At 66.6% G+C, this 23,229-nt stretch carries 25 protein-coding genes and 1 pseudogene; 15 read left to right on the top strand and 11 right to left on the bottom strand.

The genetic code is table 11. The features are described 5' to 3' along the window. From AC1DQ3_RS29085 to AC1DQ3_RS29075, 3 genes and pseudogenes are all read right to left on the bottom strand, one after another. Nucleotides 1-434: RNA-guided endonuclease InsQ/TnpB family protein (locus AC1DQ3_RS29085; protein ID WP_477123608.1), on the bottom strand; the 434-nt coding region annotated here is incomplete at its 3' end. Between the two features lie 8 nt (nucleotides 435-442). Beyond that, nucleotides 443-565 (bottom strand): annotated as a pseudogene (locus tag AC1DQ3_RS29080) (IS607 family transposase); the annotation flags it as partial. 239 nt (nucleotides 566-804) lie between these two features. After that, the gene (locus tag AC1DQ3_RS29075) at nucleotides 805-2,556 is read right to left on the bottom strand and encodes a potassium/proton antiporter (protein WP_477123607.1); all 1,752 of its coding nucleotides are present in this window, start codon (nucleotides 2,554-2,556) and stop codon (nucleotides 805-807) included. A gap of 309 nt (nucleotides 2,557-2,865) precedes the next feature. Between AC1DQ3_RS29075 and AC1DQ3_RS29070 the strand changes: the two genes are divergently transcribed. Continuing rightward, complete coding sequence (locus AC1DQ3_RS29070) at nucleotides 2,866-3,327, top strand: tripartite tricarboxylate transporter TctB family protein (RefSeq protein WP_477123606.1); 462 nt, start codon at nucleotides 2,866-2,868, stop codon at nucleotides 3,325-3,327. Between the two features lie 12 nt (nucleotides 3,328-3,339). Further along, nucleotides 3,340-4,842, top strand: coding sequence for a tripartite tricarboxylate transporter permease (locus AC1DQ3_RS29065; protein ID WP_477123605.1), 1,503 nt, complete (start codon nucleotides 3,340-3,342; stop codon nucleotides 4,840-4,842). Nucleotides 4,843-4,888: 46 nt separating this feature from the next. On the opposite strand, the gene AC1DQ3_RS29060 is transcribed toward AC1DQ3_RS29065, so the two are convergent. The 4 genes from AC1DQ3_RS29060 to AC1DQ3_RS29045 form a co-directional block, all read right to left on the bottom strand. Next, a complete protein-coding gene (locus AC1DQ3_RS29060; protein ID WP_477123604.1) occupies nucleotides 4,889-5,089 on the bottom strand; it encodes a hypothetical protein in 201 nt (66 codons plus the stop codon). Beyond that, nucleotides 5,086-5,226, bottom strand: a complete 141-nt coding sequence (locus AC1DQ3_RS29055; protein ID WP_477123603.1) for a hypothetical protein — start codon at nucleotides 5,224-5,226, stop codon at nucleotides 5,086-5,088. Before AC1DQ3_RS29055 ends, AC1DQ3_RS29060 begins: the two co-directional genes overlap by 4 nt. Then, nucleotides 5,226-6,305: a hypothetical protein gene (locus AC1DQ3_RS29050; RefSeq protein WP_477123602.1), complete on the bottom strand. Its 1,080-nt coding sequence runs from the start codon at nucleotides 6,303-6,305 to the stop codon at nucleotides 5,226-5,228. The genes AC1DQ3_RS29055 and AC1DQ3_RS29050 overlap by 1 nt, the downstream gene beginning before the upstream one ends. A gap of 183 nt (nucleotides 6,306-6,488) precedes the next feature. After that, a complete protein-coding gene (locus AC1DQ3_RS29045) occupies nucleotides 6,489-7,400 on the bottom strand; it encodes a LysR substrate-binding domain-containing protein (protein ID WP_477123601.1) in 912 nt (303 codons plus the stop codon). A 185-nt stretch (nucleotides 7,401-7,585) separates the two neighbouring features. Between AC1DQ3_RS29045 and AC1DQ3_RS29040 the strand changes: the two genes are divergently transcribed. From AC1DQ3_RS29040 to AC1DQ3_RS29025, 4 genes are all read left to right on the top strand, one after another. Further along, on the top strand, nucleotides 7,586-8,563 hold the full coding sequence (locus tag AC1DQ3_RS29040) for a Bug family tripartite tricarboxylate transporter substrate binding protein (RefSeq protein WP_477123600.1): 978 nt from the start codon (nucleotides 7,586-7,588) through the stop codon (nucleotides 8,561-8,563). A gap of 67 nt (nucleotides 8,564-8,630) precedes the next feature. Further along, the gene (gene ggt, locus AC1DQ3_RS29035) at nucleotides 8,631-10,256 is read left to right on the top strand and encodes a gamma-glutamyltransferase (protein ID WP_477123599.1); all 1,626 of its coding nucleotides are present in this window, start codon (nucleotides 8,631-8,633) and stop codon (nucleotides 10,254-10,256) included. A gap of 37 nt (nucleotides 10,257-10,293) precedes the next feature. Beyond that, on the top strand, nucleotides 10,294-11,154 hold the full coding sequence (locus AC1DQ3_RS29030) for a PhzF family phenazine biosynthesis protein (RefSeq protein ID WP_477123598.1): 861 nt from the start codon (nucleotides 10,294-10,296) through the stop codon (nucleotides 11,152-11,154). Between the two features lie 135 nt (nucleotides 11,155-11,289). Next, the gene (locus tag AC1DQ3_RS29025) at nucleotides 11,290-11,910 is read left to right on the top strand and encodes an FMN-binding negative transcriptional regulator (protein ID WP_477123597.1); all 621 of its coding nucleotides are present in this window, start codon (nucleotides 11,290-11,292) and stop codon (nucleotides 11,908-11,910) included. Nucleotides 11,911-11,944: 34 nt separating this feature from the next. Here the strand turns inward: AC1DQ3_RS29025 and AC1DQ3_RS29020 are convergent, their stop codons facing one another. Continuing rightward, nucleotides 11,945-13,405, bottom strand: coding sequence for a CoA transferase (locus AC1DQ3_RS29020; RefSeq protein ID WP_477123596.1), 1,461 nt, complete (start codon nucleotides 13,403-13,405; stop codon nucleotides 11,945-11,947). Nucleotides 13,406-13,618: 213 nt separating this feature from the next. Between AC1DQ3_RS29020 and AC1DQ3_RS29015 the strand changes: the two genes are divergently transcribed. The 7 genes from AC1DQ3_RS29015 (at nucleotide 13,619) to AC1DQ3_RS28985 (ending at nucleotide 18,298) form a co-directional block, all read left to right on the top strand. Next, on the top strand, nucleotides 13,619-15,394 hold the full coding sequence (locus AC1DQ3_RS29015; protein WP_477123595.1) for a glutamine--tRNA ligase/YqeY domain fusion protein: 1,776 nt from the start codon (nucleotides 13,619-13,621) through the stop codon (nucleotides 15,392-15,394). 4 nt (nucleotides 15,395-15,398) lie between these two features. Next, a complete protein-coding gene (locus AC1DQ3_RS29010; protein WP_477123594.1) occupies nucleotides 15,399-15,617 on the top strand; it encodes an RNA-binding S4 domain-containing protein in 219 nt (72 codons plus the stop codon). A 76-nt stretch (nucleotides 15,618-15,693) separates the two neighbouring features. Next, the gene (locus AC1DQ3_RS29005) at nucleotides 15,694-16,077 is read left to right on the top strand and encodes an MAPEG family protein (protein ID WP_477123593.1); all 384 of its coding nucleotides are present in this window, start codon (nucleotides 15,694-15,696) and stop codon (nucleotides 16,075-16,077) included. A gap of 11 nt (nucleotides 16,078-16,088) precedes the next feature. Continuing rightward, a complete protein-coding gene (locus tag AC1DQ3_RS29000) occupies nucleotides 16,089-16,691 on the top strand; it encodes a YceI family protein (RefSeq protein WP_477123592.1) in 603 nt (200 codons plus the stop codon). Nucleotides 16,692-16,822: 131 nt separating this feature from the next. Further along, entirely contained in the window at nucleotides 16,823-17,134 is a 312-nt protein-coding gene (locus AC1DQ3_RS28995) for a hypothetical protein (RefSeq protein WP_477123591.1), read from the top strand. Nucleotides 17,135-17,222: 88 nt separating this feature from the next. Beyond that, a complete protein-coding gene (locus AC1DQ3_RS28990; protein WP_477123590.1) occupies nucleotides 17,223-17,771 on the top strand; it encodes a YaeQ family protein in 549 nt (182 codons plus the stop codon). A 179-nt stretch (nucleotides 17,772-17,950) separates the two neighbouring features. Continuing rightward, complete coding sequence (locus tag AC1DQ3_RS28985) at nucleotides 17,951-18,298, top strand: FKBP-type peptidyl-prolyl cis-trans isomerase (protein ID WP_035864016.1); 348 nt, start codon at nucleotides 17,951-17,953, stop codon at nucleotides 18,296-18,298. 111 nt (nucleotides 18,299-18,409) lie between these two features. Here AC1DQ3_RS28985 and AC1DQ3_RS28980 read toward each other — a convergent pair whose 3' ends face one another. Together AC1DQ3_RS28980 and AC1DQ3_RS28975 are read right to left on the bottom strand one after the other, a co-directional pair. Further along, on the bottom strand, nucleotides 18,410-18,730 hold the full coding sequence (locus AC1DQ3_RS28980) for a hypothetical protein (protein ID WP_477123589.1): 321 nt from the start codon (nucleotides 18,728-18,730) through the stop codon (nucleotides 18,410-18,412). 99 nt (nucleotides 18,731-18,829) lie between these two features. Next, nucleotides 18,830-19,711 carry a DUF1223 domain-containing protein gene (locus tag AC1DQ3_RS28975; RefSeq protein WP_477123588.1) on the bottom strand — a complete coding sequence of 294 codons (882 nt, stop codon included), beginning with the start codon at nucleotides 19,709-19,711 and terminating at the stop codon, nucleotides 18,830-18,832. 125 nt (nucleotides 19,712-19,836) lie between these two features. On the opposite strand from AC1DQ3_RS28975, the gene AC1DQ3_RS28970 reads away from it, so the two are divergent. Next, entirely contained in the window at nucleotides 19,837-20,535 is a 699-nt protein-coding gene (locus AC1DQ3_RS28970; RefSeq protein WP_477123587.1) for a gamma-glutamylcyclotransferase, read from the top strand. A 15-nt stretch (nucleotides 20,536-20,550) separates the two neighbouring features. Continuing rightward, nucleotides 20,551-21,345, top strand: coding sequence for an ankyrin repeat domain-containing protein (locus AC1DQ3_RS28965; RefSeq protein WP_477123586.1), 795 nt, complete (start codon nucleotides 20,551-20,553; stop codon nucleotides 21,343-21,345). A 24-nt stretch (nucleotides 21,346-21,369) separates the two neighbouring features. On the opposite strand, the gene AC1DQ3_RS28960 is transcribed toward AC1DQ3_RS28965, so the two are convergent. Further along, nucleotides 21,370-23,088, bottom strand: a complete 1,719-nt coding sequence (locus AC1DQ3_RS28960; protein WP_477123585.1) for a long-chain fatty acid--CoA ligase — start codon at nucleotides 23,086-23,088, stop codon at nucleotides 21,370-21,372. Nucleotides 23,089-23,229: the final 141 nt, after the last annotated feature.

Here is a 23,229-nt window from a genome sequence, read left to right as displayed (position 1 = left end):
TTGTGCTTTCTGCTCAGGCTGCGCGATAGGTGCCTGAGGCGGACCAGCAGCGCYTTGTGAGGCTTCGGGCCGGGTATCGSAGGTTCTCCCGTCGAGAGCGTTGCCAAGGCCGAGACACCCAGATCCACACCGACCGCGCCTTGGTTTTCGGCTTTGGGCAGATGAGCATCGTCCTGGGTYTCGACGGTGACACTGACAAACCAGCGGTCGGCCACACGGGAGACCGTGGCCGACATGATCTTGCCAGCGAAGCGCAACGTCTCGCGCATGCGCACCCAGCCAAGATTGGGGATGCGGATGCGCGAACCGTCGACACTGAACTGGTCGTTGGTGAGCGTGAAGCGGTCGTGCACGCCTTTCCTGCGGAATTGCGGGTAGCGGGCGCGACCGGCAAAGAAGTTCTTGAAGGCATCGCCCAGCTGAATGATCGCCATCCGGTCGTGTCCTCGCCTTGATTCAGAATAATGACCTCCACTTGCTTCGCCTCGCAAATGGCGAACACCAGTTCGGCACCGAACCACAACAGCCGGTCCTTATGCGTGATGATGAGCCGGCCGACCTGGCCTCCTGTCACCGCGCCGAGCAAGCCATCTTGCGTGACAAGCTCAAATTATTCAGGAATGAGCGGAAACGAGCAACTCTTATGCAAGCAGTTCGAGCCCTGGCACATCTGCCGGAGCCGACCAGGTGCGCCAACGCCGGTTGAAATGACGACGGAATTGGCCTGTCCTGTCGGCTCCGTCAAATGCAGCTGGGTTGCTTCCCTCCCGCAAGCGGGAGAGATGGCATGAACACCGCCCGTCCCTAGGCAGATCCGGCTTTGTCAGCAGCCTGCGGCTCCTGCGCGCGCGGCAGCAACAGGCCCACCTGGATGATGCGTGGCCCATCCATGCGTGTCACCGTCAGTTTCAATCCGGCAATCTCCACCGCGTCGCCCTCCACCGGCGGCGACTTGAAAGCCTTCTGCATGGCAGCTTCCAGCGTCCGGGCGGCTTCGTCGGCACTCAGCGCCCGCGTACCGTAAAGCCCTGCCACGTCCCGCAGCATGGCGTCGCCAGACAGCAGGAAATCGTGGCTGGCCTTGCCCCACGCCGGCGCCGGCCCGGGCCGAAGGAACAGCAGCGCCAGCATTGGCACGCTGGTCCCCGGCGCCAGGACGGAAACCATATCGCCTGCCCGCAGCACGGTCTGCCCGGGCGCCGCCAGCGCCTTGTCGCGTACCACCGTGAGCAGGCGGCAGCGCGGCGGCAGTTCGAGCTGGTCGGCGCGCAGGTTCTCGGCGGGAGAATCGGCCTCGACCCTGAATTGCATCACCTCCAGCGCCGGCCCATGGGTACCCTGCAGGCGCGCGCGGGACAGCGGCTCGGGATAGGCAGGCCGCAGCACGCGCGCCAGCCGCGCCGCCAGCCGCACGGTGGTGCCCTGCAGCAGCAGGCTGGTCAGCACGACCGCGAAAGCGATGCGAAACAGCAGCCCGGAGTCGGGCATGCCCCGCAGCAAGGGGAACAGCGCCAGCACGATGGGCACCGCACCGCGCAGGCCCATCCATGCCACGAAGCCCTTTTCGCGCGCGCTGAAACGGAACGGCAGCAACGCCAGCCAGACCGCCGCCGGGCGCGCCACCAGCATCAGGAAGACCGCCACCGCCACCGCGGGCAAGGCCACCTCCCAGATCCGGTGCGGCGCCACCAGCAGGCCCAGCAGCAGGAACATCACGGACTGCGACAGCCAGGCCATGCCGTCCATCGCCCGCATGGCATCGGCGCTGACCGCCCGGTCGCGGTTGCCCACCAGGATGCCGGTCAGGTAGACCGCCAGGAAGCCGCTGCCGCCCGCGGTCTGCACGATGGCGAACACCATGGCGCCGCCCGAGCACAGCAGGATGGCCTGCAGGCCTTCGGCCACGCGCATGCGTTCCAGGACATTGGCCAGGCAGTAGCCCAGGCCCAGCCCGAGCAGGCCGCCCACGCCGAACTGCACCACCAGGCGCCAGACGAGCGCACCCGGGCTCAGGCCGGCGGGCGCGGCGATCCAGTCAATCAGCGTCAGGGTCAGGAAAATGGCCATCGGGTCGTTGATGCCGGACTCGATCTCCAGCACGCTGGCAACCCGCTCCTTGAGCCGGATGCCGCTGGTATTGAGCAGCGAGAACACTGCCGCGGCATCGGTCGAGCCGACGATGGCGCCCAGCAGCAGGCCGAGCTTCCAGTCGATCTCCAGCATCCAGGCGGCAAACAGGCCCACCAGGCCGGTGGTGACCAGGACCCCGACGGTGGCCAGCGACAGCGATGGCCGCAGCGCTACCCGGAAGGTCGCCAGCCGGGTGCGCAGGCCGCCATCGAGCAGGATCACCGCCAGCGCCAGGTTGCCAACCAGGAAGCTCAGCCAGGTGTTGTTGAAACGGATGCCTCCAGGTCCGTCCACGCCGGCCAGCATGCCGACCGACAGGAAGACAAGCAGGAAGGGCACGCCCAGGCGCGCCGAGAAGGCGCCCACCACAATGCCCAGGGACATCACGACGGCCCCGATCAGGATGACATGGTCAATGCTTTCCAAGACGGCTTTCCCTTTCAGTGCCCTGCCGGATCGGCCGCAGGCTGCGGACGCGGCGGCAACGGCAGTGCAGCCAGCGATGATAGCGCAGCGCCATGCCAGCTTTGCCATGGACCCAGCCACCAACCTTCGAATGTCTGCTAGGGAGATACCCGGAGGTTGACCCTTATTGCAGACATTTGAAAGGCAAATGAAAGGTCACCACCTTAATTTCCACCGTGCCAGCGGCGGGACCCATGCGCGCGTCATTCTTGCGCGTTGCAGCATCCACAGCCGCGCGGATTTCAAGCAGTTTTTTCGAGGAGATTCATTTTGCGCATTCGTAGCCAAAAGGACTTTGCCTCCGGCCTGATGTTCATCCTGGTCGGATTCGGCTTTTCCTGGGTCGCACGTGGTTATTCCATGGGCACCGCCGCCAAGATGGGCCCGGGATATTTCCCGTTCTGGCTCGGCATCGTGCTCGCCCTGCTGGGCGCGCTGGTGCTGTGGGGGTCCCTGTCCGCCCGCAAGGAAGAAGATCGGCTGGCGCACTGGGACCTCAAGACCCTGTTGTGGATCCTGGGTTCGGTAGTGCTGTTCGGCCTGATGCTCAAGCCGCTCGGCATGGTGCTGTCGGTCCTCGTGCTGGTGCTGGTGTCCTCGATGGCCAGCCATGAATTCAGCTGGAAGGGCGCCATCGCGAACGCGATCATCCTGGTGTTGATCAGCATGGGTGCCTTCGTCTACGGCATCAATCTTCAGATGCCGGTGTGGCCGGCATTCCTGGCAAGTTAAGGAGAAGGCCATATGGAACTGCTAGCCAACCTGGGCCTCGGCTTCTCGACCGCCCTGACCCTGCAAAACCTCGCATACGCCTTCCTGGGCTGCGTGCTGGGTACCCTGATCGGCGTGCTGCCGGGCCTGGGGCCTCTGGCCACCATCGCCATGCTGCTGCCGGTGACCTACACGCTGCCCCCGGTGGCGGCGCTGATCATGCTGGCCGGTATCTACTACGGCGCCCAGTACGGTGGCTCCACCACCGCCATCCTGGTCAACCTGCCGGGTGAATCGTCGTCGGTGGTGACTACGATCGATGGCTATCAGATGGCCAGGCGAGGACGAGCGGGGGTGGCGCTGGCCACCGCCGGCCTGGGCTCGTTCTTCGCCGGCTGCGTGGCAACCCTGATCCTGGCCGCGTTTGCCGCGCCGCTGTCGGAACTGGCCTTCAAGTTCGGTCCCGCCGAATACTTCTCGCTGATGGTGCTGGGCCTGATCGGCGCGGTGGTGCTGGCTTCGGGCTCGCTGGTCAAGGCGATTGCCATGATCGTGCTGGGCCTGCTGCTGGGCCTGGTCGGCACCGACGTGAACTCGGGCGCCGCGCGCTTCTCCTTCGATGTGCCTGAGCTGACCGATGGCCTGAACTTCGTCTCGGTGGCAATGGGTGTATTCGGCTTCGCGGAAATCATCGCGAACCTAGAACAGAAGGATGCCCGCGAAACCTTCACCGACCACATCACCAACCTGTTCCCGACCAGGGATGACTTCAAGCGCATGATCCCCGCGGTGCTGCGTGGCACGGTGCTGGGTTCGGCGCTGGGCATCCTGCCGGGCGGCGGTGCCGCGCTGGCTTCTTTTGCAGCCTACTCGCTGGAAAAGAAGACCTCGAAGTACGCGCATGAGTTCGGCAAGGGCGCCATCGAAGGCGTGGCCGGCCCGGAATCGGCCAACAACGCCGCGGCGCAGACCTCCTTCATCCCGCTGCTGACGCTGGGCATTCCGCCCAACGCGGTGATGGCGCTGATGGTGGGCGCAATGACCATCCACAACATCCAGCCGGGCCCGCAGGTCATGACCAGCAACCCCGCGCTGTTCTGGGGCCTGATCGCCTCGATGTGGATCGGCAACTTCATGCTGATCATCCTGAACCTGCCGCTGATCGGGATCTGGGTGAAGCTGCTCAAGGTGCCTTACCGCTACTTGTACCCGGCCATCCTGACCTTCTGCTGCATCGGCGTGTACTCGGTCCAGAACACCACCTTCGACGTGTTCCAGACCGCCGCCTTCGGCGTGATCGGCTACCTGTTCATCAAGCTCAAGTGCGAGCCGGCGCCACTGCTGCTGGGCTTCGTGCTGGGACCGATGATGGAGGAGAACTTCCGCCGCTCGCTGCTGCTGTCGCGCGGCGAATTCAGCGTGTTCCTGACCCGTCCGCTGTCGCTCGGCCTGCTGATCGCCGCCGCGGTGCTGGTGCTGATCGTGGCGCTGCCGTCGATCAAGAACAAGCGCGAAGAAGCGTTCCAGGAAGAATAAGCAAGCCAGTCCCGCGGCCCGGCTCCGGCCGGCCGCGGGCGATCTCCTATCCGATTTGTCCAGGGAGCCGCTCGATAACGTCGCTCGCCTGCCGCTGGCGCAACGCCCTCGCTTCGCGCTGCACGGGCTCTTCGCCTTCGCCAAGCTCGAATTTGGCGACCGACACCGGGCCATCTTTGCGATAGCCTTCTGTTTTGTCGTCCTGTACGAAACGACTGCGCAGGATCGCCAGCGAAGCCTGGATCACCGCACCGTACTTGCCGTCGCGTTCCTTGCGGAACGCCCCAGCGACTTCGGCAACCCGCGCAGCAACGTCACGAGGACGCGTTCGCAGTCACGCGTGTACTGGTCGCTGTAGCCGTCGAGCGTTGCGGGCTTGGCCATCAGAAACCGATCCTTTCTTTGCGCAGATGCTCGGCCATTTCCTTGGAGCGGCCTTCGCCGCGCAGCAGGTCGAGGTAGACCTGAACCGGGCTGGCCAGCCAGATGCCGCCGACTTGTTCGCGGAACAGCAGCTCGCCGGGCGACTTCGCTTCAATGATTGCCAGGTTGGCGCCTTCGTTGACGACACGTGCGCCGAGGTCGGCGATGGCTGCGTCGGCGTTTGCACCGATCAGCAACCGAGTACGCACCTGGGAAACGCTGGAGAGAAATGGCGCGTAGCGCTGCGCGGCGGCTTCGTGACTGATCGCGTACCCGGCATCGTGGGCGTCGAAGACTTCGCCGACCCGCTCCAGCAGCGTGTCCGCCTTCGCTGCGGGCACGTAATAGCGACGCAGGTTCGAAGGCCGAATGGATGCGATTTGCTTCACCCACGCATCCAGCAAGGCTGCGGGCTCGCGAAGGTGGCGCTCCTTGCTGGGCCCTTGTCCGCGCGAGACCAGCCAGTCGAAACGTTCCAGTTCCGTCAACACCTGCGAAGCGGTAGCCGGGGACACCATCGCCTGCTGCGCGAGCTCCTTGACGCCGAACCAGTCCTGATGGTGAATCAGCAAAGCGTGAAGCACCTGCGCACGCCGTCCGGAAAACAGGGAGCGAACCGACTTCGCGAGGGCCTTGGGCGGCGGCTTGTCGATGTAGATATAGGCCCCCGGCGCGGGCAAGTACAGGCTTCCGCCGCTGTCGTAGTAGCCGACGCGCTCATCTGTGAGCAATTCCTTGGCTCCCGGGGAAATGGACTCGGCGACCAGGAGCGACAGGGGTTCTTTGCCCTGCCCCTTAGGCCGGCCATGGCGGGCTTCCCTGAGCTGCCAGAGAATCTGACGGACGTCTCGTGGATAGACGGCTTTCCTGGCTTCGATCATCAAGATGAAGGACTTGCTCCCTACGTGCAGGTCGATCTGGGCGTCATGCCTGCGGTCGCCGATCGAGCCGACAGGTTCCCGGTGACCCAGGTCGGCGTGCACCTCCGGCAGTTCCCGAAGGGCTTCGAGAAACCGCTCGATCAATTGACGTTCGGTCATGGAGGACGCAAGCATCATCGTGATGGAGCTTATTTACTGTTCAGTGAATAATGGAATTATAGCAAATATTCAGTATTCCCCAAATATTTACTGTGCAGCGAATAAGCATGTGGCGTCTCGACGTGCCGCCCGCGGGGCTCGCGGGCGTTGCCCCGCGCCTCATGCGGAATGGGCAGCTTCGTCTTACAACTGCACTGCCGCCCCATCTCCAGGCGCGCCGAACAATCCCGCGCAGGCGTCCCGCACCGCCGCCGTGACATGCCGGCGCGCATGGTCGCGCCGCTCCAGCATGCCGATGGTGCGCATCACCGGGGCGCCGCCTGCTTCCAGGGGAAGGATGCGCAAATCCTTGTCGTCGCGCCAACGCGCACGCTGCAGCATCGGCACCACGGTCACGCCCACCTGCTGGCGCACCAGTTCGACCAGTGCCTCGATGGAGTTCAGCTCCAGGAACTCGTTGACCCGCAGATGCGCGCGGCGCAACGCCCGCTCCACCTGCATGCCGGTGCGCTGGCCGCGGTCGAAACGCAGGAAGGGGTTGGCCGCCAGCGCCTCGCGCGCGCTGGCTCCCGGGCTGTCGCGCCCGGCGATCGCCACCAGCGGCTCCTGGTAGAGCGGCGTCCACTCCAGCGTGCCCGCCAGGCGGCCCGAGCCTTCCACCAGCATCGCCGCGTCCAGCTCGCCCGCCTCCACCTGCGCCGCCAGTTCGATCGACTTGGCGCCAACCAGGCGCACGTTCAGCGCCGGGTGCTCGCGCTTCATGCGCGCCACCACATGCGACAGCCCACCCATCACCGACACCACGGCCCCCACCGCCACCGCGCCGGCCATGGCGTCCGGCGTCTCCGGCACCAGTCGCATCTCGTCGTAGAGGGCCAGCATGCGGCGCGCCTGCGGCAATAGCTCGCGGCCGCCGGCATTGAGCGCCACCACCCTGCCGCCGCGATCGAACAATTCGCGGCGCAGCTCGGTCTCCAGCGCGCGCATCTGCAGGCTGACCGCAGCCTGGGTGAGCGCCACCCGCTCGGCGGCCGCGGCGAATGAGCCGTGGTCGGCCACGGCAGTGAAAGTGCGCAGGAAACGGATGGTGCTCATCAGCGAAGACCCAAAGTGGAATGGTGAGGCGTAAGGCTTATCCGGCACACCATTACTTAAGAAAAACTTGAGACATAAGAAAGAAATATTAGCTTTCATTACGACTGGCTGCACGGAATAATAATGCGCAGCACGATTGAAAGCCGGCCTCGGCCCGCACTTGTCTTCCCGATCCGGAGATCACCATGAAACACTGGCTGCGCCTTGTTGGCACGAGCCTCGCCACCGGGCTGGCCCTTGGCGCCGTCCCGGCACTCGCCGACACCTACCCGAACAAGCCGATACGCCTGATCGTGCCGTTCCCTGCCAGCGGCGCCACCGATCTGCTGGCCCGCGCCATCGCGCAGAAGGTGGGTACCAGCATGGGCCAGCAGATCGTGGTCGACAACCGCCCAGGCGCGGGCGGGGCCATCGGTTCCGACATGGCCGCCAAGGCCCCGGCCGACGGCTACACGCTGCTGATCGCCACCACCAGCACGCATTCGATCGGGCCGTACATCAATAGCCACCTGCCGTACAACACCGCGACCGACTTCACGCCGATCGGCCAGGTGGCCATCGCCACCAACGTGCTGGTGGTGCCGAACAGCCTGCCGGTGAAGAACGTCAAGGAACTGATCGACTACGCCAAGAAGCATCCGGGCGAGTTGAACTACGCTTCCAGCGGCAACGGCACCGTGGTGCACCTGACCGCCGAGGCCTTCAAGGCGCAGGCCGGCGTGTTCATCACGCACATCCCGTATCGCGGCACCGCGCTGGCCGTGCCCGACCTGATCTCCAACAAGGTGCAGATCCTGTTCGACAGCATCGTCTCCGGCCTGCCGCACGTGAAGGACGGCAAGCTCAAGGCGCTGGCCGTGACCAGCCTCAAGCGCTCGCCGCTGGCGCCCGAGATCCCGACCGCCAGCGAGTCCGGCCTGCCGGGCTTCGAGTCCGATACCTGGTTCGGCATCTATGGCCCCAGGCAAATGCCGGCCGATCTCGTGAACCGCCTCAATGCGGAATTCAACAAGGCGATCCAGTCGCCTGACGTGAAGGATCGCCTCGGCAAGCTGGGCGCGGAGCCGGTCGGCGGCACGCCGGCGCAATTCGCGGCAATGGTCAGGCAGGACAGCGCGCGCTGGGGCAAGCTGATCAAGGATCGCAAGATCACCGTGGAATAACGATAAAGTCATTGCGACTTCAGGCGTGCGCCGCACGCGCCGCCAGCGAATCGAACCGAGAGCAAGCATGCAGAACTTCAACTGGACCAATCCCTACCCTTCCGTGCGCATTCCGCTGTTCGCGCGCAACGTGGTGTCCACTTCACACCCGCTGGCGGCGCAGGCCGGCCTGCGCATGCTGCTCAAGGGCGGCAATGCGGTGGATGCGGCCATCGCGGCAGCGGCGGCCATCACCATCGTCGAACCGGTCTCGTGCGGCCTGGGCAGCGACGCCTTCGCGATCCTGTGGGACGGCCGGGAAATGCATGGCCTGAATGCCTCGGGCGTGGCGCCGGCCGCATGGAATCCCGAATACTTCAAGGACAAGTACGGCGTGGACGCCAACGGCATTGCCAAGCGCCCCGTGCGCGGCTGGGACGCCGTCACAGTGCCGGGCGTGATTGCCGGCTGGGCCGCGCTGCATGAGCGCTTCGGCAAGCTGCCTTTCGCCGAACTGATGGAGCCCGCCATCGAGATCGCCGAGCGCGGCTACGCCGTGCCGCCGGTGGTGGCGCACAAGTGGGCCGCCGCGGTGCCCGAACTGAAGGACCAGCCCGGCTACGCCGATGCCTTCATGCCGAATGGCCGCGCGCCCAACGTTGGCGAGAAGTTCACGCTCAAGGCCGCTGCCGACACGCTGCGCAAGATCGGCGCCACCAACGGCCGCGCCTACTACGAAGGCGAGATCGCCGAAAAGATCGCCGCCTTCAGCAACGAATGCGGCGGCGCCATGACGGCCGACGACCTGCGCAACTACAGGCCGGAATGGGTCAAGCCGATCAGCAAGGCTTATCGCGACTACGAACTGCATGAGATTCCGCCGAACGGCCAGGGCATCGCCGCGCTGGTGGCGCTGGGCATCCTCGGCCAGTTCGACATGGCTGCGCTGCCGGTGGATTCGGTCGATTCGCAGCATCTGCAGATCGAGGCGATGAAACTGGCCTTTGCCGACCTGTACCGCTACGTGGCTGACCCCGGCAGCATGGAAGTCACGCCCGAGGCGATGCTGGACGACGCTTACCTGAAGTCGCGCGCCAAGCTGATCGACATGGAACGCGCCACGCATTTCGATTTCGGCATGCCCAAGGTCGGCGGCACCATCTACCTGACCGCCGCCGACGAGAGCGGCATGATGATCTCCTTCATCCAGTCGAACTACATGGGCTTCGGCTCCGGCGTGGTGGTGCCTGGCACCGGCATCAGCCTGCAGAACCGCGGCGTCGGTTTCTCGATGGACCCGAAATCCCCCAACGTGGTGGCCGGCGGCAAGCGCCCCTTCCACACCATCATCCCCGCCTTCCTGACCAAGGATGGCCGGCCGGTGATGAGCTTCGGCGTGATGGGCGGCGACATGCAGCCGCAGGGGCATCTGCAGACCGTGGTGCGCATGGTGGACTACAACCAGCAGCCGCAGGCCGCATGCTGCGCGCCGCGCTGGAAGGTCAACCGCGACTTCACGCTGGATGTGGAATCGACCATGGACCCGGCGGTCGTCGCCGGCCTGAAGGCACGCGGCCACCAGCTCAAGTCGGTCGACGATCCCTACATGGATTTCGGCTCGGGCCAGTTTATCTGGCGCCTGTCGGAGGATGCCGAGCATGGCTATGTGGCAGCCAGCGACAGCCGGCGCGATGGGCAGGCAGTAGGTTTCTAAGGCCTTTGCCTCTACCTTTGCCTCTACCCCGACAGCCATGACCACTTACGCTTATCGCCTGCTCAACGTCTTCGCCGAGTCCACTTTCGGCGGCAACCCGCTGTGCGTGTTCGAGGATGCGCGCGGGCTGGACGACGCCACCATGCAGGCCCTGGCGCTGCAGTTCAACTTGTCCGAGACCACCTTCATCCTGCCCTCCGAACAGGCCAGCGCACAGGTCCGGATCTTCACGCCGGGCTACGAGATGCGCTTTGCCGGCCATCCCACGCTTGGCACCGCGCACGTGGTGCGCGACCTCGCCGCTACCGGCGACGCGCTCACGCTCGAATTCAAGGCGGGTGTGGTGCCGGTGACCGCGCAGGGCGATGTGTGGACCTTCACCGCGCCGCATGCCGGCCAGCCGAAGACCGCCCCGGCCGGCCTGCCGGATGCGGAGATGGCCTGCCTGCTCGGACTTGCCGGGAGCGACCTGCTGGCTTCGCCGATGTGGGTCGACACCGGTGCCGACCAGTTGCTGGTGGCGGTGAAGAGCGTCGACGCCGTGCGCCGCGCGCAGCCCGCCAGCGCGCGCCTGGAGGCCTGGCCGCAGAGCAGCCTGGGCCGCAAGACCGCCTACGTGTTCGCCTTCGATCCGGCGCGGCCGGGACAAGTGGTGGCACGCTACTTCTTCACCAAGCAGGGCGGCGGCGTGGCCGAGGACCCGGGCACCGGATCGGCCTGCGCCAACCTGGGCGGCTGGCTGATTGCCAACAGCCACGCGCTGCCGGCCGGGTACCAGATCGCGCAGGGCGAAGCGGTCGGCCGGCCTTGCACGCTGCGGCTGGAGGTCACCGGGGATCGGGCCATCCGCGTGGGCGGACGCGTGATCGAACTGGGCCGCGGCACCATCAACCTGTAACTCGCTACCGCACGGGGCGAGACAAAGGGCGCACAGCTGGATTACAGTGAGTTCGGTCCGGGGCGCCAAGGCCGCGGTTGGTCCCGCATCCGTGCGCCATATACGCCCAATACGAGCAAACCCTGTACTGAGCCCATGTACACGCCAGCCCACTTCGCCAGCACCGAAAGCGACGCCATCGACGAAGTCATGCGCCGCTATCCCTTTGCCACGCTGATCGGCAATGACGCCGACGGGCTGCCGTTCGCCACGCACCTGCCGGTGGCGACTGAGCGCGGCAGCGACACCTGGCTGATCGAAGGCCATATGGCGCGCGCCAATCCGCACTGGCGCTGGCTGGAGCAGACACCGCGCGCGCTGCTGGTATTCCAGGGCCCGCACGGCTATGTCTCGCCCGCGCTGTACGAGCAGAAGCTGTCGGTGCCGACCTGGAACTACGTCGCCGTGCATGTGTACGCGGAAATCGCCACGATCCATGACGCCGACGCCAAGGATGCGCTGCTCAAGCGCCTGATCGCGCAGAACGATCCCGGCTACGCCGCGCAATGGCGGGCATTGCCGGAGGATTTCCAGCACAAGATGCTGGGTGCGATTGTTGGCTTGCGCATCATGCCGACGCGCGTCGAAGCCAAATTCAAGCTCAGCCAGAACCGCCCCGCCGCCGACCGCGCCCGCATTCTCGCCGCCCAGCAGGAAGGCAGCCCGATCGAGCGCGACATGGCGGCGTGGATGGCGCGCATGACGGGCGCGAACTGATGAAACCCTGAAGCCGGCACCCACCGTGCGCCGCTCAGGCGCGCGGCAGCCACTCCGGCGCGTGCGTGCCCAACGGCACCGAAGGCAGCGCCCAGTGCGCGGGCGTCTCGGACAGACGACCCGCATGCGACACCACGGTGAGTTCGCCGAAACCCGACGGCAAGGCCACCATCAGGTCGGCCACATCCTCAAGATGCTGGTCCGGCACCATCAACCCCTCTTCCACCCGCCCCAGGCTGCGCAACCACTGGCCGACCTGCGCCAGCGAAACCCGTACGTGCCAGCTGCCGCCCTCCACGGCCCGCCGATGCAGCGCGGCCATGGCGCCGAGCGCGAGCAGATAGCCGGCGGCGTGGTCCAGCACCTGGGCAGGCAGCGGGTGCGGTTCTTCGCTGCCGGCTGCCTGCGCTTCCGCATGATTGAAGCCGGTGGCGGTCTGCACCAGCGAATCGAAGCCGCGTTTGCCGGCCCACGGCCCAACGTGCCCGTAGGCACTCAACGTCACATAGACGATACCCGGACGTGCCCGCGCCGCCGCCTCCGGCCCCATGCCCAGTTCGGAGAGGCCATGCGGCCGATAGCCCTGGACCAGCACATCGGCGCCGTGCAACAGCTTGTGCAAGGCGCGTTTGTCGTCGAAGTCGCGCAAATCGAGCTGGCAGGCGCGCTTGCCGCGCCCGGTGTCGATCACCAGCGGCTCGATGGCAGGCAGGTGGGCGGAGGTGACCAGCAGCACGTCCGCGCCATGCGCGGCCAGGGTGCGCCCGGCCACCGGACCGGCGATGATGCGGGTGAAATCGAGCACGCGCACGCCCGATAGCGGGCGGGCACCGGCGGCCGGCAGCGCCGGCAACGGCTCCGGCAGCGCCTCGCCGATGCGCTCCAGCGTCAACGGCGGCAGGCCGCGCAGCGCCTGCCCCTGCGGATGCCGGTCCCACTCATCGAAGCTGCGCATGGCGGCAACCACCAGGCCGGCCTCGGAGGCGGCAGCCTCGAACGCCTCGGCCTCCCATCTCTGGAGAGCGGCTTGCACGGCCGCCCGCTCATGGGCGCAGCCCAGGATGCGCAGCACGCCGTCCCGGTGATGCGGGAAGTTGGTATGCAGGCGCACCCAGCGCCCGTCGCCGCAGCGGTAGGTGCCGGCGATCTTGTTCCAGATCTCCGCCGCCGGGCCGCCGTCCACGCGCAGGTAGCGCTCGCTGCGGAACTCGGCCAGGGCATGGCGCATGTCGATGGCAACGTCCTGCCAGCGTCCGCTGCGTTGCTGCCACAGCGTGGCGGCGGCGAGCGCGCTGGCACCCAGGCTGGCCTGGGCGGCGGAGCCCACGGCAAAGGATGACGGCAGCACCGGGTCGGCACCGGTGAGCTGCAGCCGCTCCAGGGCCGCGGCCGGCAGGCCGGCGGCCTGCCAGAGCCCGAATAGGGCCTCGCCCGGCGCTGGGCAGGAGGGGGGAGAGGTTGGCGTTGGGGTTGGCGTCGGGGTTGGCGTCAGCATGGCGGCGATGCTCCAGAGGGCGGATGCGCTCCCTCCATCCTAGGCTGCGGCGACTGTTTTTGCGCTGTGGCGCCGCGTTTGCACGACGCTGGCCGCCGGCCACGGTAAAATCAGCCGATCCGGCATTCCGCCATGCAATCGAGCAGCGCGGCGGGCTGCGCGCCGAACGCCGGCCGCCGCCTGCCCCTGAGTTAACCGCCCACCGGCGCCACCATGAGCAACGACCCCAAAGCCAACGACAACACGCCTGCCGCCTCCAATTTCCTGCGCAGCATCATCGACCAGGACCTCACCGCCGGCACCTATGCCGGCCGCCAGGATGCCCAGGGCGAGCCGTTGCCTCCCGTCATCACCCGTTTCCCGCCGGAGCCCAACGGCTACCTGCATATCGGCCACGCCAAGAGCATCTGCGTGAACTTCGGCATGGCGCGCGACTACGGTGGCCGCTGCCATCTGCGCTTCGACGATACCAACCCGGTCAAGGAAGACACCGAATACGTCGACTCCATCATCGACGCGGTGCACTGGCTCGGCTTCAGCTGGGACAGCACCGGCAAGGACGGCAGCAAGCAGCCCCACCTGTACTACGCCAGCGACTACTTCGACCAGCTCTACGCCTTCGCCGAAAAGCTGATCGAGCGCGGCGTGGCCTATGTGGACAGCCAGAGCGCCGAGCAGATCGCGCAAAACCGCGGCGACTTCTCCCGCCCGGGCACGCCCTCGCCGTTCCGCGAGCGCAGCGTCGAGGAAAACCTGCAGCTGTTCCGCGACATGCGCGCCGACAAGTACGCCGACGGCGAACACGTGCTGCGCGCCAAGATCGACATGACCGCGCCCAATATCATGATGCGCGACCCGGTGATCTACCGGATCCGCCATGCGCATCACCACCGCACGGGCGACAAGTGGTGCATCTACCCGATGTACGACTTCACGCACTGCATCTCGGACGCGCTGGAGAACATCACGCACTCGCTGTGCACGCTGGAGTTCGAGAACAACCGCCCGCTGTACGACTGGGTGCTGGCCGAGCTGCGCGAATGCGGCGTGTTCCACGCCCCGCTGCCGCGCCAGTATGAATTCGCCCGCCTGAACCTGACCTACGCCATCACCAGCAAGCGCAAGCTGCTGCAACTGGTCAGCGAGAACCGCGTGGACGGCTGGGACGATCCGCGCATGCCCACCATCGTGGGCATGCGCCGGCGCGGCTTCACGCCGGAATCGATCCAGTTGTTCTGCGATCGCATCGGTGTGGCCAAGTCCGATAGCTGGATCGACATGAGCACGCTGGAGGGCGCCGTGCGCGACGACCTCGACGCACGCGCAGCGCGCGGCGCGGCGGTGCTGGATCCGCTCAAGCTGATCCTCGACAACTATCCCGAAGGCCAGAGCGAGGACTGCACGGCCCCGGTGCACCCGAAGAAGCCGGAGCTGGGCGTGCGCGTGTTCCCGATCTCGCGCGAACTGTGGATCGAGCGCGACGACTTCAGCGAAGCGCCGCCCAAGGGCTATTTCCGCCTGTTCGCCCCCAAGGACGGCAATCCGGGCAGCAAGGTGCGCCTGCGCCACGGCTATGTGATCGAATGCACGGGCGTGGACCGTGACGCGGACGGCAAGGTGATTGCCGTGCACGCCAACTACCTGCCCGAGACCAGGAGCGGCACGCCGGGCGCGGACAGCGTCAAGGTCAAGGGCAATATCCATTGGGTCAGCGCGGCGCACGCCTATGAAACCGAGGTACGGCTGTACGACCGCCTCTTCAACGACCCGACCCCGGACGCCGGCGGCAAGAACTTCCTCGACGCGCTGAACCCGGATTCCAAGACGATCGTTACTGCCTACCTGGAACCCGGCCTGCAGCAAGCCGCGGCGGAAGACCGCTTCCAGTTCGAGCGCCAGGGCTACTTCGTGGCAGACCGGGTCGACTCCAAGCCGGGCAAGCCGGTCTTCAACCGCATCGTCGGCCTGCGCGACAGCTGGGGAAAGTAAGCCCATGCAAAACGTAACCTTCCCGCTCGAGGGCGAGCATATCGCCCTGAACGACCTGCTCAAGGTGACCGGCGTGTGCGACAGCGGCGGCGCCGGCAAGGCCCTGGTGGCGGCCGGCGAAGTGTCGGTCGACGGCGCGGTGGAATCGCGCAAGACTGCCAAGATCCGCGCCGGCCAGGTGGTCAGCGTGGCGGGTGTGAAGATCCGGGTGGTGGCGGCCTGACCGTCCTGTCCTCCGGTGTGCCCGGTGGCCGGCCAGCCGGCCACCGGGCACTTGCCTCCGAGCAAAGGAACTGACTATGCCGATCGCATTCTGGTGTGTGCTGCTGGCAGGCATCCTGCCCGTTGCGACCGTGGGCGTCGCCAAGGCAAGCGGAAACGCCTACGACAACCACGACCCGCGCGGCTGGCTGGAAAATCAGGGCGGACGCGCCCGGCGCGCCGACCTGGCCCATCGCAATCACTTCGAGGCCTTCCCCTTCTTCGCCGCGGCCGTGCTGTGCGCCACCCATCTGCAGGCACCGGCTGCGCGCATCGACGAGCTGGCGCTGGTTTTCATCGTCGCGCGCATCCTGTTCACCGTGTGCTACCTGGCCGATCGCGCCACCTTGCGCACGCTATGCTGGACCATCGGCTTCCTGTCGGTGATCGGTATCTTCCTGCTGCCCGTGTTCGTCCACTGAGGATAGGGATCATGCGGTACCTTCCTGTCGTCCTGTGCGCCCTCAGCCTGCTGGTACCGGCCTTGCCGGGCGCGGCGCGGGCCGAGCCGGCCAACTACGCGGTGGACCCGACCCATACGACCGTGTATTTCGCCACCAGCCATTTCGAGCGCACCTCGGTGCGTGGGCGTTTCGGCAAGATCGATGGCCGCATCAGCTATGACGAAACCAGCGGCGCCGGCGCCATCGATTTCACGGTCGATGCCGATTCGGTCGATTCCGGCAACCGCACCCTGGACGGCATTCTGCGCTCGGCCCAGTTTCTCGACGCCCAGAATTTCCCCGTGGTCCGGCTGCGCGCCAACCGCTTCGTGCGGGACGGCGAGCGGCTGGTGGCCGTGGAGGGCGAGCTGACCCTGCATGGCGTCACGCAGCCGCTGCGGCTGGAAGCCGAGCGCTTCAGTTGCGGCGAGATCTCGCTGTTTGGCATCAAGCGTCACGTTTGCGGCGGCGACTTCCGCGCAGTGCTGTCGCGCAGCGCCTTTGGCATGACGCGCTTCCTGCCGGACGTGGGCGATACCGTCGTGCTGACGATGTCGGTGGAAGCCACGCCAACCGTGCCGACGCTGGAGTGACAGCGGCGTCACCGGCCATCTTGATGCGGCCGCCGCATGTCGCCCCGGCGACGCCTGAAAAGCGGGTTTATCCTGTAGAATCAGCAGCTTGCCTTTTTTCCGGCTGGTGACTTTCCGGCGACCCGAAGACAATGATCACAATTCAAGTTGGGGATGTGGTGGCCGCGTCGCTGGCTGCCGCGGGCGCCTGCCTGATCTGCAGCATCCCGATGGCATTCCTGCGCCATTTTCCGGCGTGGGCGATGCGTACCTATGGCCGCCGCGCGCTGCTGGTGCCGCTGCTGATCGTGCCGGTGGCCGGCTGGCTGGCAGGGCTGGCCCTGTCGGGGCAGATCGACAGTTCCACCGGCCACGCCATGGTGGTGGCGACCGCCTTTCTCTGCCTGCTCCTGGCCTCGGCGCTGCTGCGCTATTACATGAGCGATTACCGGAAATCCCGCTGAAGCTGGCGCGCCACCGCAATTGCCGCGCCCGATTCACGTATGATGCGGCCTTTCGCTTCTCGCAGCATTTGCCGCTCCCGCTTCCTTCATGGCACTTAAATCCACCATCTACAAGGCCGAACTGTCCGTGTCCGACATGGACCGGCCCTACTACGGCAGCCACGCCCTGACCATCGCCAAGCACCCGTCCGAGAACGATGCGCGCATGATGGTGCGGCTGCTGGCCTTTGCCTGCGAAGCCAGCGAGACGTTGGCCTTCACCCGCGGCCTGGACGAGCCTGACGAGCCCGACCTGTGGGAGAAGACCCTGACCGGCGAGATCGCGCACTGGATCGAGCTGGGCCAGCCGGACGAGTCGCGGCTGAAGCGCGCCGCCGCGCGTGCCGACCGCGTCACGGTGTTCACCTACAATGGTGCGAGCGCGCGTGAATGGTGGAAAGGCATGGCCGGCAAGGCCGGCAAGCTGCGCAACGTGACCATCTACAATGTGCCGGCCGAGTCGGTGGAAGCACTCGCCGCCCTGGCCCAGCGCGCCATGCGGCTGTCAGTGACGATCCAGGATAGCGAGATCTGGGTCAGCGACGACGACCACAATGTCCGCATCACGCTTGAGATCCTGCAACAGCCGCAGCGCTAAGCCCGGCGCCGGGCGGTTTCGCCGGTATCGCGGCTGATGTCGCAGCCGACTTCGCCGCTGATGTCGCAGCTGATGCCGCATTTGCAGTTTCAGTATTACCCATCCGCCCGGTGCGGCCGGCACGCCGCCGGCTTCACCGAACCCGTGACCCTCGCTGATACAGCACAAGGAAGCCATCCATGAATACCACCCCCTCCGGCCTGCAATACGAAGACACCGTCACCGGCGAAGGCGCCGAAGCCACGGCAGGCAAGCATGTCACGGTGCATTACACCGGCTGGCTCTACGAGAACGGCCAGGCCGGCCGCAAGTTCGATTCGAGCAAGGACCGCAACGACCCGTTCGTGTTTCCGCTGGGCGCCGGCCACGTCATCCGCGGCTGGGATGAAGGCGTGCAAGGCATGAAGGTGGGCGGCACGCGCCGCCTGGTGATCCCGGCTGACCTGGGCTACGGCGCGCGCGGCGCCGGCGGCGTGATTCCGCCGAACGCCACGCTGCTGTTCGAAGTGGAACTGCTGGCAGTCTGATCGCCTGGCCGCCGCCAGGGCGGCGGCCAGCGGCAAGCCATTCCGCGTGGACGGTGCAGGCAAGAGGGGCGCCCGCGGGCGCCCCTCTTGCATTCCAGCGCCGCCAGGCACTCAGAAACTGATTGCCGCGTTGCTCACGTCGACCCGCACCTTGTCGCGATCCAGCAGGCGCGCGGCATGGCGCGCGTAGTCCTGGGCCCAGGCGGCATCGCCGGCGAAACGCTGCTCGCCGGAGAACCTGGCCACGCTGAGGATCTTGTCGATTACCAGCACCTTGCCCACAGGACTGGAGGCCTGGCAATCGAGTTCGGCATACTCACGGTCGAACCAGTGCCAGCCTGCGTCCTCGGTAACCGCCGCCAGCTCGGCGTCCCCAATCGTGAAGCCAAATTCCTTGCCGGTACCGAACACTACCGTGAGCGTGCGTGCCATAGCCTGATCTCCTGGTTGATGCCACATTCTAAAGACATAGCAGCCGTTACCGCCACCTTGTCCGGCTGACAACACTGTCACATGGCTTCTGCGCCGTCGTCAGCCCGGCAACTCGCAGCGCGGCGCCAGCACCGCCTGCGCCACTTCGGCGCCCGGCTGCTGTGCAAAGGCCACCCAGGCCAGCTTGCGCGGATCGGAGCCCACCGGCAGCGGCACGCTGCCCGACCAGGCCAGTCCCTCGGCGGGCACGGCGAAGGGCCCCAGCCAGAGCCGCACCACGCGCTCGTGATGCAACGTGGCGCCCCAGTTCTCGCCCGCGCTCACCGACGACACCAGGCCATCCTCGACCAGCGCGGCATAGGCCTGCAAAGGACCGGAACGCGCCGCCGGCGTCACGTTCAACGCTACCTGCGCCTGCCCGGAGGCCAGCGCCTGCCAGCCCAGCCGGAGCGAAGCGCCGGGCGCCTGCGCGTTGATTTCGGAGACGCGCGCCGCGACTTGGCCGGCGTCGTGCCAGCGGCGCTCTTCGCGCGCGCCGACAAACACCTGCGGCGTATAGACGGTGTGGCTGCCGACGGCGGCGGCCAGCGTGCGCTGGCGCGCCGTGAACACCGGACTGGCAAAGCGGTCGCGCCAGCCCAGGCTGTCCCAGTAGTCGACATGCAAGGCCAGCGCCAGGGCCTGCGTGGCAGGTAGCCGCGCGGCATGCGCGCCGAGCCAGCGGTCGGCCGGCGGGCAGCTGTTGCAGCCTTCCGAGGTATAGAGCTCGATCAGTGCCAGCCGCTGCGGCGGACTGTCATGCAGGCAGGCGGCCGGCACCGCGCCGGCCGCCGCGCGGGCAGGGCCGGCCAGCGCGGCAAGCACCAGCAATGGCGCCCAGCGCGCCGACCATGCCCGCGAGCGAAGGGCGGGCCGGCAAGGTCGGGAATGCCGGGATACCATGGCATCCGTCCCTGCTGGCTGTTCGAAATGCTTGTGCATGCTGGAGCTCCGAAGCGTGGCTGACCGTTGTCAGTCGCATACAGCCTGCCGGACCTTACAGAGATTTCTGCACGCCATGTGGTTTCCATGCCGCCTGCCGCGCAGCTTTGGATTATGCTTGCACCATGGCCATCACCCGACAAGATCTCGAAACGGATCGGCTGCGTGCTGCACTTTGCAGCACGCCGGTGGCTTCCTCGCTGCTTCCCGAAGAAGCTTTCGAACGCTCGCTGCGCATCACGCTGGACCAGCGGCCGGATACGCCCGGGCTGGCCGGCGATGTCTGGGTGTTCGGCTATGGCTCGCTGATCTGGAACCCGATGGTGATCCATACGGACCGCCAACCGGCCACAGTGCATGGCTACCATCGCGGCTTCTACCTGTACTCGCGCATCAATCGCGGCACCTGGGACAATCCCGGCCTGGTGCTCGGCCTGGACCGCGGCGGCTCGTGCCAGGGCGTCGTATTCCGCATCCCCCAACATATGATCGAGCAGGAATTCCGGCTGCTGTGGCGCCGCGAGATGCTCACCGGCGCCTATCATCCGCGCTGGCTCAACGTGAAGATGACCGGCTGCCCGCCGCAGCGCGCACTGGCCTTCGTGATGAACCGCACGCATGAAGCCTATGCCGGGCGCCTGCCCGACGACCATGTGGTGGCACGCCTGCGCCACGCCTGCGGCCTCTATGGCCCGGCGCGCGAATACCTGCAGCAGACACTGCTGGGCCTGGCCACCAATGGCGTCGACGACCCCTACCTGGGCCGGCTTTGGCGGCGGCTGCAGGATACGGATGCCGCACCGGCGGTGAGCGAACCTGCCTGACCAGGGACGACCAGGATGCCGCGCACTTCCGCCCGCCCCCGCCGACTGGTGCTTGCCGAAGTGCTGGGACTGACCGGATTGCTGATGGGCGGTGCGCTGCTGGCCGGTCCGGGCGGATCGAGCCTGGCGGCGCGCCCGGCCAGCACTGGACCGGCCCAGACTTCGCCGCGCTCGCATGCGCAAGGCTCCGCCGCCGCCTCGCACGAAAGCGTGGGCGCGCTCGACCGCAACCTGATCGTCGCGGCGACGCTGGGCGATCTCGAACTGGTCAAGCGCTTGCTGGCTGCCGGCGCTTCGGCCCAGGCCACCGACGAACGCGGCCGCAACGCCCTGCTGGTGGCGGTCTATAGCCGCCATACCGAAGTGGCCAAGGCGCTGGTGGCGGCCGGCGCCGACGTCAACCGCAAGGATAGCGAATCCAACAGCCCCTTCCTGCTGGCCGCGGCCACCGGGCAACTCGAGGTGGTGCAACTGGCACTGGCGCATGGCGCCGACCTCGACAGCACCGACCACAACGACAGCACCGCGCTGATCGTGGCCTGCGAGCATGGCAATACCGAAGTGGTGAAGGTGCTGCTGAAGGCTGGCGTCGCGGTCGACCATGTCAACCGCCAAGGCTGGACCGCCCTGCTGGAGACCATCGTCATGGGCGATGGCAGCGCACGCTATGAAGACACGGTGCAGTTGCTGCTCGACGCGGGGGCGGACGCCAACCTTGCCGACCGCGACGGCACTACGCCGACCCGCTACGCGCGCGAGCGAAGCTACAAGACCATGGTCAAGATGCTGATGCGCATGCGCGGGCACTGACGTGCCCGCTGGCATGCCATGCGCTCAGGCTGCGGCCGGCTGGGAACCTGGGTTGCGCGCGTTCTCGTCTTCCTGCAGCGCGCGCCACATCACCTTGCCGGTGCCCGACTTGGGCAGCGCGTCGACGAACTCCACCACGCGCGGGTACTTGTAGGCCGCCATATTCTCCTTGGCCCACTCGATGATCTGCTCCGGCGTGGTCTTGCCCTTGGCATGCGTCTTGAGCACCACCACCGCCTTCACGGTTTCGCCGCGGTAGGCATCGCGCGTGCCGATGATGCAGGCTTCCTGCACGTCGGGATGCTTGTACAGCAGGTTCTCCACTTCCGCCGGCCACACCTTGAAGCCCGACGCATTGATCATGCGCTTGAGCCGGTCGGTGATGAAGTAGTAGCCATCTTCGTCCATGCGGCCCAGGTCGCCGGTGCGGAAGAAGGTCTTGCCCTCGAACTCGATAAAGGCGTCGCGCGTGGCATCCGGCTTGCCCCAGTAGCCCTTGAACACCTGCGGGCCGCGCACGATGATCTCGCCGACCTCGTTGACGCCCACTTCCTGGAGCGTGACCGGGTCGATCACCCGCGCATCGGTATTGAAGGTGGGCATGCCCAGGCACTGCAGCTTGGGCCGGTCGGCCGGATTGCCGTGGGTCGGCGCCATGGTTTCCGACAAGCCGTAGCCCTCCATGTAATTCAGCCCGAACTGCTGCTGCAGACGCTCGGCAACGGCCTGCGGCATGGCCGCGCCGCCGCCGCCGATATAGCGCAGGCTCGACAGGTCGAACTGCGCCAGGTTCGGGCTGCCCAGGAAGTCGATCACCATGGTCGGGATGTTGGTCCAGTGGGTGACCTGGTAGCGCGAGATCAGCCGGCCCGCGACTTCACGGTCCCAGCGCGGCAGCATCACCACGGTGGCGCCGCTGTAGATCGGGCCGTTCATGCCGTACTGCATGCCAGTCACATGGAACAGTGGCAGCACCGACAGGATCGTCGACTCCGCGCCGCTGCCGCTCCAGGTGCCCCCGCCGATCACGTTGTGCATGACGGTCCGGTGGGTGTGGATGCAGCCCTTGGGGAAACCGGTGGTACCCGAGGTATAGGGCATCACCGCCATGTCGTCCGGGCCGGCTGTATGCGGGCCGGGCACCAGTTGCGCGGCGAGCGCCTCGGCCCACGGCGTGGCACCGGCGGGCAGCGGATGCCGGGTGGTCAGCCAGGCCGCCGGGGCGTCTTCCGGATTCTCGTAGCTGGCCGGCAGCGCGTCGCTGTATTGCGTGACCAGCAGATGCTGCAGGCGCTGTTCGGCCGGCAGTTCGGCGTTAGCCTGCTCGGCTCCGGCGGCGAGATCCGCGCTGCAGATCGCCACGGTGGCCTGTGCGTCGTGGATGTAATGCTTGAATTCCTCGGCGCGGTTCATCGGGTTCACCGGCACCACCACGGCATCCGCGCGCAGGATCGCGTAGTAGGCGACGATGAACTGCGGGCAGTTCTGCATATACAGCAGCACGCGGTCACCCTTCTTCACCCCTGCCTTTTGCTGCAGCCAGCCCGCCATGGCGCTGGCCTGGGCTTCCAGCGCCCGGAACGGGATGGCGTTACCGAAATACCGGATGGCTGCCTTGTCCGGGTAGCGATGGGCGGATACCACCAGGTTGTACCAGAGCGAGGTCTCCGGCAGCACGATCTCGGTGGGCACGCGCTTGGGCCAGAACTGGAAATGCGGGCGCGCGGGCTGAGGGGTCTGCATAAAGGTCTCCTTGTGCGGTCTGTCCGACCTGGTCGTGGAATGCGAATCCTGCGATGTAATGTAACCGAACGACCGTTCTATTTTCAATCCTTCGCTTACCCTTGTCCACCTTCGCGCCCGCTTCGGCACGGTTGCATTTGG

The organism is Cupriavidus sp. 01T418 (assembly GCF_056398885.1).
This window is presented reverse-complemented; position numbering and strand designations above follow the sequence as displayed.

Bases quoted from the DNA above. Each gene is read 5' to 3' on its own strand.
- AC1DQ3_RS29065 (WP_477123605.1), top strand. From the start codon at position 3,340: ATGGAACTGCTAGCCAACCTGGGCCTCGGCTTCTCGACCGCCCTGACC.
- AC1DQ3_RS29055 (WP_477123603.1), bottom strand. From the start codon at position 5,226: ATGGCCAAGCCCGCAACGCTCGACGGCTACAGCGACCAGTACACGCGT.
- AC1DQ3_RS29050 (WP_477123602.1), bottom strand. From the start codon at position 6,305: ATGACCGAACGTCAATTGATCGAGCGGTTTCTCGAAGCCCTTCGGGAA.
- AC1DQ3_RS29045 (WP_477123601.1), bottom strand. From the start codon at position 7,400: ATGAGCACCATCCGTTTCCTGCGCACTTTCACTGCCGTGGCCGACCAC.
- AC1DQ3_RS29040 (WP_477123600.1), top strand. From the start codon at position 7,586: ATGAAACACTGGCTGCGCCTTGTTGGCACGAGCCTCGCCACCGGGCTG.
- ggt (WP_477123599.1), top strand. From the start codon at position 8,631: ATGCAGAACTTCAACTGGACCAATCCCTACCCTTCCGTGCGCATTCCG.
- AC1DQ3_RS29030 (WP_477123598.1), top strand. From the start codon at position 10,294: ATGACCACTTACGCTTATCGCCTGCTCAACGTCTTCGCCGAGTCCACT.
- AC1DQ3_RS29025 (WP_477123597.1), top strand. From the start codon at position 11,290: ATGTACACGCCAGCCCACTTCGCCAGCACCGAAAGCGACGCCATCGAC.
- AC1DQ3_RS29020 (WP_477123596.1), bottom strand. From the start codon at position 13,405: ATGCTGACGCCAACCCCGACGCCAACCCCAACGCCAACCTCTCCCCCC.
- AC1DQ3_RS29015 (WP_477123595.1), top strand. From the start codon at position 13,619: ATGAGCAACGACCCCAAAGCCAACGACAACACGCCTGCCGCCTCCAAT.
- AC1DQ3_RS29010 (WP_477123594.1), top strand. From the start codon at position 15,399: ATGCAAAACGTAACCTTCCCGCTCGAGGGCGAGCATATCGCCCTGAAC.
- AC1DQ3_RS29005 (WP_477123593.1), top strand. From the start codon at position 15,694: ATGCCGATCGCATTCTGGTGTGTGCTGCTGGCAGGCATCCTGCCCGTT.
- AC1DQ3_RS29000 (WP_477123592.1), top strand. From the start codon at position 16,089: ATGCGGTACCTTCCTGTCGTCCTGTGCGCCCTCAGCCTGCTGGTACCG.
- AC1DQ3_RS28995 (WP_477123591.1), top strand. From the start codon at position 16,823: ATGATCACAATTCAAGTTGGGGATGTGGTGGCCGCGTCGCTGGCTGCC.
- AC1DQ3_RS28990 (WP_477123590.1), top strand. From the start codon at position 17,223: ATGGCACTTAAATCCACCATCTACAAGGCCGAACTGTCCGTGTCCGAC.
- AC1DQ3_RS28985 (WP_035864016.1), top strand. From the start codon at position 17,951: ATGAATACCACCCCCTCCGGCCTGCAATACGAAGACACCGTCACCGGC.
- AC1DQ3_RS28980 (WP_477123589.1), bottom strand. From the start codon at position 18,730: ATGGCACGCACGCTCACGGTAGTGTTCGGTACCGGCAAGGAATTTGGC.
- AC1DQ3_RS28975 (WP_477123588.1), bottom strand. From the start codon at position 19,711: ATGCACAAGCATTTCGAACAGCCAGCAGGGACGGATGCCATGGTATCC.
- AC1DQ3_RS28970 (WP_477123587.1), top strand. From the start codon at position 19,837: ATGGCCATCACCCGACAAGATCTCGAAACGGATCGGCTGCGTGCTGCA.
- AC1DQ3_RS28965 (WP_477123586.1), top strand. From the start codon at position 20,551: ATGCCGCGCACTTCCGCCCGCCCCCGCCGACTGGTGCTTGCCGAAGTG.
- AC1DQ3_RS28960 (WP_477123585.1), bottom strand. From the start codon at position 23,088: ATGCAGACCCCTCAGCCCGCGCGCCCGCATTTCCAGTTCTGGCCCAAG.